This window comes from Corallococcus sp. CA054B, from assembly GCF_003611625.1.
GTDB classification, from domain to species: Bacteria; Myxococcota; Myxococcia; order Myxococcales; family Myxococcaceae; genus Corallococcus; species Corallococcus coralloides.
This window is the reverse complement of the sequence record NZ_RAVY01000247.1, coordinates 1-12,954: the sequence shown is the minus strand read 5'-3', so window position 1 is coordinate 12,954 and position 12,954 is coordinate 1. Positions and strand designations below refer to the sequence as shown.

General features: G+C 69.9%; 15 protein-coding genes. 6 read left to right on the top strand and 9 right to left on the bottom strand.

Annotation, left to right across the window (positions count from 1 at the left end; translation table 11 throughout):
* A partial coding sequence (locus tag D7V80_RS36650) for a serine/threonine-protein kinase (RefSeq protein WP_147447335.1) occupies positions 1–1,610 on the bottom strand: 1,610 nt, incomplete at its 3' end.
* Entirely contained in the window at positions 1,607–1,930 is a 324-nt protein-coding gene (locus D7V80_RS41990; protein WP_158616760.1) for a hypothetical protein, read from the bottom strand. The genes D7V80_RS41990 and D7V80_RS36650, both read right to left, overlap by 4 nt.
* Before the next feature lie 85 nt (positions 1,931–2,015).
* Here D7V80_RS41990 and D7V80_RS36645 point away from each other — a divergent pair, with 85 nt between their 5' ends.
* Positions 2,016–3,713: an HAD-IG family 5'-nucleotidase gene (locus D7V80_RS36645; RefSeq protein WP_120592497.1), complete on the top strand. Its 1,698-nt coding sequence runs from the start codon at positions 2,016–2,018 to the stop codon at positions 3,711–3,713.
* A 1-nt stretch (position 3,714) separates the two neighbouring features.
* Here the strand turns inward: D7V80_RS36645 and D7V80_RS36640 are convergent, their stop codons facing one another.
* Positions 3,715–4,497, bottom strand: coding sequence for a class I SAM-dependent methyltransferase (locus tag D7V80_RS36640; protein ID WP_120592498.1), 783 nt, complete (start codon positions 4,495–4,497; stop codon positions 3,715–3,717).
* Positions 4,498–4,923: 426 nt separating this feature from the next.
* On the opposite strand from D7V80_RS36640, the gene D7V80_RS36630 reads away from it, so the two are divergent.
* Positions 4,924–5,298, top strand: a complete 375-nt coding sequence (locus D7V80_RS36630; protein ID WP_120592495.1) for a DUSAM domain-containing protein — start codon at positions 4,924–4,926, stop codon at positions 5,296–5,298.
* A 6-nt stretch (positions 5,299–5,304) separates the two neighbouring features.
* Here the strand turns inward: D7V80_RS36630 and D7V80_RS36625 are convergent, their stop codons facing one another.
* The 4 genes from D7V80_RS36625 to D7V80_RS36610 all read right to left on the bottom strand — a co-directional run bounded on the left by D7V80_RS36625 (position 5,305) and on the right by D7V80_RS36610 (position 8,869).
* Positions 5,305–7,467 (bottom strand): diguanylate cyclase, encoded by a 2,163-nt coding sequence (locus D7V80_RS36625; RefSeq protein WP_120592494.1) that lies wholly within the window; start codon positions 7,465–7,467, stop codon positions 5,305–5,307.
* Positions 7,464–7,745: a septum formation initiator family protein gene (locus tag D7V80_RS36620; RefSeq protein ID WP_120551597.1), complete on the bottom strand. Its 282-nt coding sequence runs from the start codon at positions 7,743–7,745 to the stop codon at positions 7,464–7,466. The genes D7V80_RS36625 and D7V80_RS36620 overlap by 4 nt, the downstream gene beginning before the upstream one ends.
* An 82-nt stretch (positions 7,746–7,827) precedes the next feature.
* Entirely contained in the window at positions 7,828–8,364 is a 537-nt protein-coding gene (locus D7V80_RS36615) for a TlpA disulfide reductase family protein (protein WP_120592493.1), read from the bottom strand.
* Between the two features lie 4 nt (positions 8,365–8,368).
* Positions 8,369–8,869: a Fur family transcriptional regulator gene (locus D7V80_RS36610; RefSeq protein ID WP_014397112.1), complete on the bottom strand. Its 501-nt coding sequence runs from the start codon at positions 8,867–8,869 to the stop codon at positions 8,369–8,371.
* Positions 8,870–9,107: 238 nt separating this feature from the next.
* Here D7V80_RS36610 and D7V80_RS36605 point away from each other — a divergent pair, with 238 nt between their 5' ends.
* The 4 genes from D7V80_RS36605 (at position 9,108) to D7V80_RS36590 (ending at position 11,782) form a co-directional block, all read left to right on the top strand.
* Positions 9,108–10,349 (top strand): hypothetical protein, encoded by a 1,242-nt coding sequence (locus D7V80_RS36605; RefSeq protein WP_120592492.1) that lies wholly within the window; start codon positions 9,108–9,110, stop codon positions 10,347–10,349.
* A 25-nt stretch (positions 10,350–10,374) separates the two neighbouring features.
* A complete protein-coding gene (locus D7V80_RS36600) occupies positions 10,375–10,704 on the top strand; it encodes an FmdB family zinc ribbon protein (RefSeq protein WP_120592491.1) in 330 nt (109 codons plus the stop codon).
* Positions 10,705–10,772: 68 nt separating this feature from the next.
* A complete protein-coding gene (locus D7V80_RS36595; protein WP_120530714.1) occupies positions 10,773–10,976 on the top strand; it encodes a hypothetical protein in 204 nt (67 codons plus the stop codon).
* 53 nt (positions 10,977–11,029) lie between these two features.
* Positions 11,030–11,782, top strand: coding sequence for a hypothetical protein (locus D7V80_RS36590; RefSeq protein WP_120592490.1), 753 nt, complete (start codon positions 11,030–11,032; stop codon positions 11,780–11,782).
* A 16-nt stretch (positions 11,783–11,798) separates the two neighbouring features.
* Here the strand turns inward: D7V80_RS36590 and D7V80_RS36585 are convergent, their stop codons facing one another.
* Both D7V80_RS36585 and D7V80_RS36580 read right to left on the bottom strand, forming a co-directional pair.
* Positions 11,799–12,533, bottom strand: coding sequence for a PHP domain-containing protein (locus D7V80_RS36585; RefSeq protein WP_014397118.1), 735 nt, complete (start codon positions 12,531–12,533; stop codon positions 11,799–11,801).
* A 57-nt stretch (positions 12,534–12,590) separates the two neighbouring features.
* A complete protein-coding gene (locus tag D7V80_RS36580) occupies positions 12,591–12,866 on the bottom strand; it encodes a hypothetical protein (protein ID WP_043321624.1) in 276 nt (91 codons plus the stop codon).
* Positions 12,867–12,954: the final 88 nt, after the last annotated feature.

Genomic DNA, 12,954 nt, shown 5'->3' with positions numbered 1-12,954 from the left:
GGGGGAAGGGGCTCGGGGGGTTCGGCGCGGCCCCGGCGCTCCTGGCGGAGCACGGTCACGTCGGCGGCCACGGGGGCCGGCGAAGGCGCTCCACCGCCAGCAGGGAGGACCGCCGTCTCCTGGCCGGGAGCCCTGCCCACGGCGCCCTTCGCGGGGCGCAGGGCCGGTCGCTTCGGCGGCCCTTCCTCAGCGCCCACGGGCTGGCCGGGGCGCATGGCGGCGCGACGGCCGGTAGGCACGGGCGGTTCGTCGTCCCCAAGGGCCGGGCCGGGACGCATGGCGGCACGGCGGCCGGTGGGCACGGGCGGTTCATCGTCCCCGAGCGGCGGACCGGAGAAGTCCTCGATGACCTTCACGCGAGGATTGCGCCCTGCTCGCGCGGACGCCGCGCTGTCCGGGCGGCGGGACTTCTGCGCGAGCACTCCAGGCGGCGCGTCCCAGCCCTGCTCCAGCGGCCCCGCGGGCGAAAGCTCGGTGCTCCGTACTTCGCTCTCCGGCCCGGGCTCGTCGTCCATGGGCGCGTCGTCATCCGATGCGTAGTCCTCGGGGCGGAACTCCTCGAAGCCGGGGGCGGCCTCCTGTGTCTCGGCGGACGCATCCTTTTCCGAGGGCGCGCGGCTGTATGGCGCGCGCTGGACGATGGAGGCCTCGTGTTCCTCCGCGTGCAGGTCGTCCATCTCCGCGCCGGAGACGGGCTCCAGTTGGAAGGGCTCCGCGAACGGCACGGGCCCGGGGGCGGCGATGCTCACCTCGTTGGGGAACAGCTCCGACACGAAGCGCGCCACCTCCTCCGCGCCGGGCAGGCCACCGCCCGCGGAGAGGAAGTTGCGCAGGGCCTGGGCGAACTCGCCGCACGAGCGGAAGCGCCGCTGGGGCGCCGGATCCAACGCGCGCATGATCGCCGGATCCAGCCGCGAGTTGATCCGCCGGTCCAACCGGCTGGGCGGAGGCAGCGTCTCGCGGCGGGTGCTCACGCCGCTGCCGGGCACCACGGCCTCGCGCAGCGTGAGCAGTTCGTACGCGATGGCGCCCAGCGAGTACACGTCGGACGCCTCCGTGGGCGTCTCCCCGCGGGTGACCTCCGGTGCGCGGTACGCACTGCGGCCCCGGTGCGCGAACGTGCGCTTGAGCTGGGGCACGGACCAGAGCGCCTGGAGCGCGCCGAAGTCGCAGATGGCCGGGTAGCCGTCGCGGGACAGGAGCACGTTGCCAGGGGTGATGGCCCCGTGGACGGCGCCCGCGTCGTGCGCGAGCTGCACGGTCTCCAACAGCTGGATGACGATGGACAGCGCCACCGTGGAAGGCAGCAGCACCTCCTTCGTGTTGAGGCGCTGGAGCGCGACCCCCAGGGTGAAGCCGTCCACGTCCTCGCGCACCACGGCGAGCCGCTGGCGCACGAAGCCCACGTCCACGACGTGGAGGAGGCCCGGGTGGCGCACGGGCTGGAGCAGCCGCACCGTCTCCGCCAGCGCGCGGGCATAGGCGGGGTCGGAGGTGCGCGGCAGGAAGAGCTTCACCGCGACGGGGATGCTGGGCAGCAGCAGGGACTCGTACAGCTCCGCGAGGTCCCCTGCCTCGGTGCGGCCGATGAGCCGGTACGTCCCGCTCATCGTTGCTTCCGGGGCGCCTTGGGGGCGCTGGCGCGGCGGCGGGTCACTGCGGCGAACATGAAGCCACACCACACGCACGACTCACCGCGCCGTCCACGGGGCAGCTCCAGGGTGCAGCCGGGGCACCGGGGCCGGGGCCTGGCGGTGCGGGCGGTGGTGGCGGAGGCGCTGGCGCGGGTTCGGACGAGGGGCGGCTTGCGAGCCTCCAGGGCGAGCCGGGCCTCCAGACGGCGCACCCGGTCCTCCAGCGCGGTGATTCGAGCTGCCAGGCGCGCGTGGAGGTCCTCGGCGGAGGCCGGGGATGGACGTGGGGTGCGCATCGTTGGACAGAGCGTGCCAGCCCCGTGCGAAGCCCGCAAGGACGCGGGCGAAGGGCATGCGGCGCGTGTTATGTCTTGAGGTCCCGTGTCGCCCATACTCTCCCCAGCCAGGCCCATCCCGGGCGGACCCTCCGTGGATCCGCTGCACGGGAGCTTCCGTTCCTCCATCCGCCGCGAGCACGCCGCCGACGCGGCCCGCCGTGCGAGGGACCTGCTCACCGACGACGTGCTCGGTCGGTTGCTCACCACGCCGCGTGAGGCAGCGGACCAGGTGCCGCATTCGCGGGACGTGTTCGTCAACCGCAACCTGCGCATGGACCACATCGAACTCATCGGGTTCGACATGGACTACACGCTGGCCATCTACCACATGCGCCGGCTGGAGCAGCTGTCGTTCGACATGACGCTCGCGAAGCTGATCAGCGAGTACGGCTATCCGCCGTTCGTGGGCGGCCTGCTCTACGACCACCACTTCGTGATGCGCGGGCTGGCGGTGGACCGCGTCAACGGCAACGTCCTGAAGATGGACCGCTTCGGCCACGTGGGGCGCGCCTACCACGGCCTGCGTCCGCTCAAGCGCGACGCGTGGAAGGAGCTGTACCGCAACAAGCGCGTGCGGCTGCGCAACCCGCAGTTCGCGTGGAACGACACGCTCTTCGCGCTGCCGGAGACGTGCCTGTACTCGGGCATCATCGAGCTGATGGAGTCGCTGGGGCACACCGTGAACTACGGCAAGCTCTACGACGACATCCGTGAAGCCATCGACACGGTGCACCGGGACAACTCGCTCAAGCGGGAGATCCGCAAGGACCTGGCGCGCTACGTGTTCCTGGATCCGGAGCTGGGTCCGGCGTTGCACAAGCTGCGCTCGGGCGGGAAGCGGCTGTTCCTGCTGACGAACTCCGCGTGGGACTACACGAACGCGGTGATGCGCTACCTGCTGGAAGGGCAGCTGCCGGAGTACCCCAGCTGGCGCAACTACTTCGACTTCGTGGTGACGGCGGCGGGCAAGCCGGCCTTCTTCACGGAGGCCCGGCCTTTCCTGGAGCTGGACTCGTCCACGGAGGCGGGCAAGGTCGTGGGCGAGGCGAAGTCGCTGGAGCGCGGCACGGTGTACTCGGGTGGCAACCTGGCCCAGTTCGAGGAGTTCACCGGTTACCGGGGCGAGCACATCCTCTACGTGGGCGACCACATCTACGGCGACATCCTGAAGTCGAAGAAGTCGTCGCAGTGGCGCACGTGCATGATCGTCCAGGAGATTGAGGACGAGATCACGTACACGGACGCGCGGCGTGAGGAGATCGTCACGCTGTCGGAGGTGGAGCTGACGCGCGCGCGGCTGGACGACGAGGTGAACCACCGCAAGACGGTGTTGAACACCCTGGAGCGCAGACTGGAGCGCGAGGAGCTGTCGGAGCCCGAGCGCCAGGAAGTGGAGGAGCTGCGCAGGAAGGTGAAGGCGGAACTGGAGAAGCTGCGCCGTTCGTTGAAGGAGACCAACGGCATCGCGGTCACGTTGGAGCGCGACGTCGAGGAGGGCTTCAACCCGTACTGGGGCCTGCTGTTCAAGGAGGGCAACGAGAACAGCCGCTTCGGCTACCAGGTGGAGCAGTACGCGTGTCTCTACACGAGCCGCGTGTCGAACTTCCTGCACCACTCGCCCATGCAGTACTACCGCTCGCCGCGCGACCTGATGGCGCACGAGCAGGCCGGCGCGCTGTCGAGCAAGCTGTCTCCGATGGGCAGTGAGGGCCCGCCGAAGGGGTCGTCGGAGAAGGAGTAGCTCAGGGCGTCGCGGGCAGCCTGCCCCAGATGACGTCGCTGAAGCGCGACGTGGGCGCAGGCTCGATGCCCAGCTTCTTCAGGTCGTCGGTGTGACGGGCGCCCTTCACGACGACCCACCGGCGAGCGACACGTCTCCCCTCCTCCACCGCCTCAGGAGTGAGGGGAGCGTGTTCCGCGAAGCGGCGCAGGACGTCGAAGGCGGGCTGGGCCTTCTTGGGTTTGGCGAACATCGGATCGAAGAAGACGACGTCGAAGGACTTCGAGGGCAGCGTCTTCAGGTACGCGTGAGCGTCCGCGTGGAGCACTTCGATGGCGCACGAGTCCGCGCCCCGGTCATAGCGCTGGAGCCCCTCCGCGGCGACGATGCACAGGGGCAGGCTCTTCTCCAGGCCCACCACCCGGCCCGTAGGCCCCACGGCAAGCGAAGCCACCAGCGCGTCCTGCGCAAGTCCCAGGGTGCAGTCGAGCACGGCATCCCCGGGGACGATCTCCGCGACCTTGAGGAACGCGTCATCGCGCTGTCCCTGCCGCAGCCGCATGCGCCGCAGGTGCGCCATGCCCGCGTGGAAGCCGAATGAACCCTGCGGCTCCCACAGCGTCACGCCATCGCCGCCCACGACAAGCAGCGCCTCCACCTTGGTGCCCAGCCAGGGCGCGATGCCCTCACTGGAGCGGCGCGGGAGGAACGGGAGGCTCCACCGCTGCGCCACGGCCCGCGCCTCGCGCACCGTGGCCGCGTCCGTCTTCGTGCTGGTGGTGACGGCGAGGGGAAGCGGAGTCATCGTGGACCACGCTCCCATACCATGGGGTTCATTAACTTTCGGTCCTGGATCGCAATGCTCGCAGGAGGGGTGATCACCGGAGGCTGCGCTGCTGCACCGCTCGCGACCTGCACTCCGGCGGACTCCACCGTGAGTTGTTGCATCAAGTCGCATCCCCTGAATCCCATCGACAGCTGTGGCGCTTCGGAAGCTGAGGCCATCGCCGCACTCTCAGTCCTGAGAACGGCCTACGAAGCCTCACGGCTGACCGATGACGACTTCGCCAACAACGCCCACCTTCCTGAATGGCAGCAGGCCTGCATTCGCAACTACGTGGATTGCAAGAACCAGGGTTGGAAGGGCCGCTGCTATGACTGCCTGCGATATTGCGAGGGGCAGCAGGAATGGCCCTTCAAGGCGTGTGCTCCTACCTCCAGGAAATGAGCCATGGTCGAAGACCTCGAAGGTGACTGGCATCAACTCCGGGTGCTCGATACCCGCGCCCAGCAGGAGGGCACCATCGCCCTGGACGACGCCCTTCGCACGCTCCTGCGACGCGCGGGCCCTTCCTTGGCCATGACCACCGCGGAGGTGGAAGCGGGACTGCGCACCCCGGAGGCCGCGCTCCCCCTCCTCCACCAGATGCGACAGCGCGTCACGGAGGGCTCACGGCGCCTGGGCGACGCGCTCCACCGCATGTATCGCTTGCGTGACCAGGGCGACCTGGACGGCGCGCGCCAGCAGATGCGGGACCTGCTCGCCGTGGAGGTCGTGCCGTACTACCGCGAGCTCGCACAAGGCCAGCTCGCGGACCTGGACTGAACCGCCCTACTCCGCGACCGCCGCCAGCTTCCGGCCGCCCTGCATCTGCGCCACCGTCACGGACTGGTTCCGGCCGTTGCGCTTCGAGTGGTACAGGCACTGGTCCGCCAGATCGATCATCTGCTGCTTCTCCATGGCGTTGTCCGGGAACGTCGCGATGCCCAGCGACATCGTGATGCGCAGCGGGCCCATCTCCGTCTGGAACACCTCCGCCATCACCGCCTCGCGGATGCGCTCCGCGATGATCTTCGCGCCCTGCACGTCCGTCTCCGGCATCACCATCACGAACTCCTCGCCGCCGTAGCGAGCGACGACGTCCGTGTCCCGCGCCAGCGTCTTGATGATGCGCGCCACGCCCTTGAGCACCTGGTCGCCCGTCGGGTGGCCGTAGGTGTCGTTCACGCTCTTGAAGTGGTCCACGTCCGTCAACATGATGGAGCACTTGCGGTTGTACCGCCGCGCCTGCGCCAGGATTTCGTCCGCGCGCGACTGGAACGTGCGGTGGTTGAGCAGCCCCGTGAGGCCGTCCGTCGTCGCCATCCGCTCCATCTGCTCGTAGAGCTGCGCGCGCAACACCGCCTGCGCCGCCTGGATGGCGATGACTTCAATCATCCGCAGGACGTCCTGCTCGAACGCCGCCTTCTTGCGCGACCCCGCCACCAGCGTGCCAAGGATCCGGTCCCCCGCCACCAGCGGGAAGATCTTCAGCGCGCCCAGGCCGCGCACCTGCGTCTCCTCATCGAAGATGACCTGGCGGTCCATCGCCTTGATGTCCCGCCCCGGCAGCGGCGCCCCGTAGCGCACCACGTTCGCCACCAGGCCGTTGTTGTCCTGGAACGTCTGGCCCTCCAGCGCCTTGCCCTGCGCCGTGACGCCCGTCATCCGCGCCACGCGGTGCACCCGCTTGCCCTCCTGCTCCGACACCAGCGTCACCGCGCAGAAGTCCAGCCCCGCCAGCTGCCGCGTCGCCTCCAGCACCGCCACGAACACCTGGTCCGGGCTGCCCGCGCGGTTGAGCTCCTCAATCGCCCGGAAGAACCGGTCCTTCTCGTCGCGCGTCTTGCGGATGTAGCTCATCACCCGCTCCACCTCGATGGAGCGCAGCACCTCTCCCGCGATGGTGGTGAGCATCTTCTCATCCTGGTCCGTGAACGGCTCGTTCTTGAGCTTGTCCGCCACCAGCACGCCGCGCACCAGCCCGCTGCCCTCCAGGATGGGCACCGCCAGCAGCGCCTGCACCGTGGGGCCGCCGCCCTCATAGTACGTGACGCCCTTGAGCCCCTGCGGCGAGTTCATCCGCACCGGCGCGCGGCGCTTCAGCACGCCGCCGATGATGCCCTCGCCCGCGTTGAACTTCTCGCGCTGCACCCGCTCCGAACCGGACCGGCAGTCGTACAGCTTCAGGCTCCGGTCGTCCGACGTGAGCAGGAACGCCGCGCAGGTGTCCGTGCGCAGGCCCGTCTCCGCGATCTCCAGCGCCGCGTGCACCGCGCCTTCAATCTCCTTCACCGACGCGACCAGCCACTTCTCGTCGGAGTTCATCCCGCTGAAGCTGTCCTGCGTCCCGGAGGACACCAGCCGGAAGGTGCGCGCGCGCTCCTCCACCTCGCGGATGCGCTTCTGCACCGCGTCCGACTCCGCCCGCTTCGCCACCAACATCCGCGCGGACAGCACCAGGTGGTACAGCCCCGCGAACAGCGCCAGGAACAGCGTGTGCGTCAGGAACCCGGTGACGTTCACCACCGGCCCGCCCAGCGTCACCAGGCCGTCGTACACCAGCGCCACGCCCAAGAGCGTCATGCCCGCGTTGCGAGGCAGGAACGCCACCAGGAACGCCATCAGCAGGTAGACGATGGGGAACAGCTCCCCGCCGCCAATGGCCACGACGATGAAGGCCGCGGAGATGAGCGCACCGCCCAGCTCCAGGTCGTCGCGCAGGTCGATGACCGCGCCCACCGAGGAGCGCATGGCCCGGCGCCACGCCGCCATGCCAATGCCGACGAGCAGCCCCATCACCAGCGCCGCTTCCGTCCACCCCAGCGTGTGCAGGCCCCGGAAGCCGCCACGCGCCAGGTGGACGAACGTGGCCAGCGCCACCGCCGCGGGGATGGCCCGGAAGAAGGCACGCACGAGCTTCGCGGGAGAGGGCACCACGGACAGCGAGGTCATGGCGACTCCAGGTGGAAGACGATTTCGCCCGGCTTCACGTAGCCGAGCTCCTCACGGACCGACTGCTCCAGCGTCGCCGGGTCCTTGCGCAGCGCCGCGATCTCCTTGCGGAGCGCGTCGTTCTGCGCGGCCAGCGCTCGGTTGCGCTCATCGAGCGCCTCCACGTCCTGCCGCAGGCGCAGGTAGCGCCGGAAGCCCTTGGCGTCCGCCACTGAAGCGAGGCTCAAGGCCACCGCCACCACCGCCGCCACCATCAGGAGCTTTCGCCGGGACGTCATGAGCGCCGGCGAAGGTACCAGCGGCCCCCCTGCCCGCAACTATTCCGCTCCAGCCCTGTAGCACCCCGGGCGCAGGCGGAAATCAGTCCGCCTTCAGCAGCTTTTCAATGGCCTTCGCCACATCCGCCTGGCCCTCGATCCCCTGCCACGCGGCCACCGCGCGGCCGCGCTTGTCCAGCAGCACCGTGCTGGGCAGCGCCCGGATGCGGCCGAAGGCGCTCTGCCCCGCGCGCATCCGCTCGTCGGACAGGAGCACCGGGTACGGGAAGGCGTAGTGGTTCGCGAACGGCCCCAACACCTTGCCCTCGTCGAGGTCCATCCCCACCGCGACGACCTGGAAGCCCTGGGGGCCGTAGGTCTCCTGGAGCTTCGTCAGCGTGGGCTGGTCCGCCAGACACGGGAAGCACCAGGTGGCCATGAAGGACACCAGCACCACCTTGCCGGGGAGCTGGCGGGGGTCGTAGCGCGTGGGCCCCACCGACGGCAGCCACAGCGCCCGGTAGAACGCGGGCCCGGCGTCCACCGGCCCACCGTGGCGACAGCCGGCCAACAAGCCCAGGAGGCACAGCGCGCCCAGCGCCACCGCGCGCGGGAGCGTGCGTCGTCGCACCGGGCTCACGCGCTCAGGCCTCGTTCTCCGGAGGGCCACCCCGGAGCTGGCACTCGCGACACAAGCCGTACAGCTCCATCTTGTGCGACGTCACCGTGAAGCCGTGCTTGCGCGCCACCGCGTCCTGGAGCGTCTCGATGCGGTCGTTCTCGAACTCCACGATGGTGCCGCAGCTCGTGCAGATGAGGTGGTCGTGGTGCTCGCGCCCCGCCGCCGCCTCGTAGCGCGTCTGCCCGTCACCGAAGTTGCGCGCGTGGGCCAGGCCGCACTCGTTGAGCAGCTTCATCGTCCGGTACACGGTGGCCACGGACACCTTGGTGTCCTGCTCGCGCACCTTGTTCCACAGCTCCTCCACGGACAGGTGTCCGCCCACCTCGAAGAAGGTGTCGATGATGAGGCTGCGCTGGCGCGTGCTCTTCAGCCCGTGCTGGGCCATGTAGCGCGCCAGGACCTCGTCCTTGTCCTTGTCCGAGGGGCCGTGGGAGTGGGAGTGGCTGTGGTGATGGGTCGTCATCTGCAATCTCTGAAGCACCCCATGTGTTGGGGTGGGAATGCCTGCTCCCGCAAGACAATTTCGACGGCCGGCCTGGGCGAGCGCCCGCTCCCCCGCTGACTACCACGGAGCCCGGTGTCTTCGGCTTGCGCCGCGCGTGAGCTGTTTACATTGAGGCCGGACTGGCTCATTGACACCTGTCTGGCCGCGAAGATAGAGGCATCCGCCCTCGTAAACGAGCAATTTTCCGAACCTTTCCATGATCAGTCCCTGGCAGAGAAGACGGCAGCCCGATGACGTACCCACCCCGGTGGCGGTGGCGGTGTCGGACTTCTGCCGACGCGCGAAGGCTCCGGCCCCCGCACAGCAGGTCCGCGAGGCGCTCGCGCTCCTCACGGAGGATGAGGACTTCCGGGTCCGCGCCCTCACGGACGGTGAACCTGAGACGTCCCCCCTGGGGCCCTTCGCGGTGGTGGACATCCTGCGCGGCGTGACGCCGGCGCTCGCGGCCCAGCGCCAGGAGTGCGGCTACTACGACGTGGCGCAGGAGCTGGTCCAGGTGCGCGAGGAGAAGATGCCGCCCCCCGCGCCCGCTCCCACGACGCCCGTGTTCGCGCTCCCCACCCCTCCTTCCGAGGAGACGGACGCGAAGACGGGCCGCCGCAAGAGCGCCAAGGCGGAGGCCGCCGCCGTCCAGGAGCGCATCGCGCCCAAGAAGCGCACCACCGACGCGGAGGACGCCGACACCGCCGCGTCCGCCCCGGCTCCCCATGCGCCCCAGGAAGAAGAGGAGGCCCCGCGCTTCCTCAAGCGCGAGCTGCCCCGCCCCCGCGGCCGCTTCACCCGCGTGGAGGCCCAGCGACTGTCGTTCTTCGAACTGACGCGCGCGGAGGGCAAGGAGACGCTGGAGGCCGCCATCGAGGCCACGGAGCACCGGTACTCACTTCTGCGCACGCTGGAGCACCGCTACAACGGCCCGCGCGGTGAGCTGACCCAGGTCGACATGGAGAACGTGCTGCGCCAGCACGGCATCATGGAGTCGCTGGAGGCCCGCGAGCGCCACAACATCGAGACCGCCTACGCGTCCCAGCGCGGCGCCACCGGCCGGGTGGCCTGGGCGCTCGGCCTGTCTCCCAGCGAACTCCAGCGGCTCACGCACGCGCTCAAGCTGGAAGAGGTGGTGGAGGCCCTGCGCGAGCGCTTCCGCAACGAGGTGCTGGCCACGGGCCACCTCACCCACCGGTTGGATCTGCTCGGCCGGGACAAGTACCTGGTGGACCTGGGCATCCAGAAGCGCTTCGCCGACGCGCTCCGCAAGGAGCTGGAGCGGCTGGCGAAGGACGCCCTGCCGGACGCCACGGATCTCCACTCGCTGGCCAACGTCGTGGGTCGCAAGCACGGCGCGCCCGCGGAGTTGGTCACCCGCGCCTTCGAACGCCTGAACCTGACGGAAGGCCTGCGCAAGCAGCTGTCCGCCCAGGCCCAATCCCCTTCGAACTGACTCAACGAGACGAGGTACCCACCCCATGCCCATCTACGAGTACGGCTGCTCGGCCTGTGGAAAGACCATCGACGTCCTGCAGAAGATGTCCGACCCGACGCCCCCCGCCTGCACCGCGTGCGGCGCCCAGGGCACGCTGAGCAAGCAGGTCAGCCGCTCCAGCTTCCACCTCAAGGGTGGCGGCTGGTACTCGGACCTGTACGGCTCCACGAAGAAGGACGGCGGCGGTTCGTCGTCGTCCTCCTCATCGTCGACGGCCGCGGCTTCTTCGTCGTCGAGCAGCGGCACGAGCACGGCGGCCAGCGCTCCCGCGGCCGCGCCGAGCACGCCGTCCGCGGCCGGCGACAAGTCGTAGCGCCTCCGGGTTCCACCGCCCCCGGCTGAAAATTCGCTGGGGGCGCGGGGAGGCCGCAGACTCCACGCGTGCCCTTTCCTCCCTCGAAGCGTCCCCCCCGCCACTGCGCGCTGTGCGGCCATCCGGAGCTGACGGATGCGCGGGGGCAGGGGCGGTTCCTCCTGGTCGCGGACCCGCATGGGCGCGGTCCCGTGTGTCCTCCGCAGCGCGGCTGCCGCAACGGCAAGCTCGCGGCGACGGACACGCCGGCGCTGACGCAGGCCATCCGCTAGGCTAAGCAGACACCTGAAAGCGCGCGCGTCCATCCCGCGTGCCTCCAGGTGCCATGCCGCGTTCCTTCCGCTCGCTGTCGTCCCTGTTCCTGGTGCCGCTCGTGGCCGCCGTCTCCGTCGGCTGCGCGTCCGCCACCCGCATGTCCCCCGAGGATCGCGCCGCGTTGGACCGCGGCCTCAGCGGCCCGGACGCGGAGCAGTACCTGCGCGTCTCCGCCTACCTGACGCCCTTCTTCGGGGACGCGTCCAAGCGGCTGCTCACGCCCTACCCGCCGGAGGACGTGCGGCTGGTGGACGACACCCAGGGCAAGCCCATCAACCCCGGCCCCATCCAGGCCACCCTCCCCGCCGGCTCGCGCGTGCGGATCACCAAGGTGGAGTTCCCCACCGCGTGGGTCGTCACCGAGCGCGTCCTCTACTCCCCGCGCACCTGGCCGTGGGTGTACGTGACGGTGGAGGGCGCGCCCGCGGGCGAGCAGGTGGTGCTGGTGCTGCCGCCAAATCTGGACCGGCAGGACGCGTTCCGCGCGGAGCTGGGGAACACGCTGTCGCCCCACCCGCTGACGCAGCAGCTCAACGACTTCAGCGCGGCGGTGAGGGAGGCCGTGCGCACCAAGACGCTGGTGCCGGACATGCCCGCGGACGCGGTGCGCATGGCCTGGGGCCCGCCGGAGTCCGTGCGCCGCACGCTGGAGGGCACCGCGAAGAACGAGGAGTGGCGCTACACCGGCGAGCGCCGCAAGGTGTTCCTCACCGACGGGAAGCTGGTGCGCGCGGAGGAGGCAGGCAAGGCCATCCTGCCCTGAGGCTCCTGGCGCCCGTCTAGCGCCGGCCGCCGCGGCGGTGCTGCTTCTTGCCGCCGCCGCCACCGCCCTTGCGCTGGGCCTGGGCCTCGCCCGGCCGGGTGAGGCGGGGCAGCTCACCGGCCATCACCGGCCAGTAGTCGCCCTTGAAGAGCTCCTCCACCAGCTGCGCCTGGGTGAGCACGTCGCGCTTGAAGAAGGTGGCGCCGCGGCCCATCTCGTCCAGGGAGCCGCGCGCGTCGCTGCCGCCCACGCAGGGCACCTTGAGGACGTCCGCGGCCTCCACGGCCAGGTCGTTGGCCGTCTGCTTCACCTTGGCGTTGTAGCCCTCCACGGCGCACAGCACGCCGGACAGCGAGCGCACGTAGTCCATGGCGGGGTTGGGCACGTCACGGTCGAAGGGGCGGGCCGCGACGATGGCCGCGCCCAGCGCCTTCACCTTGGGCAGGCACTCGGCGGCGCTCCAGGGCTTCTCCCGGTTGCTGCCCCACATCTGCACGGGCTCCGGCGCCAGCTCCGGCTTCGGGAAGAAGCACAGGTACTGGCCCCGGTCCGTGACGAGCTCCAGGCCCACGAAGACCTTCACCTTGGACTTGGCGCCGATCTCGAACAGCTCGTCGCAGCCGTCCTGGGTGTTCGTCTCGGTGAACGCCACCGCGTCCAGGCCGAACATGGCCGCCCGCTCCAGCACGGCGCGCGGCTCCAGGTCGCACCCCTTGGACAGGTGGGAATGGGCGTGTAGGTCGATGAGCATGGGCGACGCGTGCCTAACAGGCCTCCCCGGGCCTGTCGAGCCCGCGCGCACGGCCCATCAGGCGTACGCGTAGGACTGGAAGTTGCCCTGCTTGGCCTGGCTGTTCTTCTCCTCGTACGTGCGGATGAGGTAGCCCATCAGCATCAGCGAGGACGTGTTCTCCAGCACCCGGGACGGATCCTTGGAGATGAGGTTGGCGCTGTAGTTCAGGAAGAACTGCGCCAGCTCCTCGCCCGCTTCCTTCACGATGAGGGCGTTGAGCGCACTCGGCTCCATGGTGCGGATGGTGTTGATGAAATCGACCGCCAGGTCCTTCTTCGTCTTCATGTCCACGGTCCTGCCCCCTTTTTCCGCCCATGCCCTGGAGCCGGAAATGGCCCCGAGCCCCGCCCCAATCCACGAACCGGGTGCGACCGGGTGA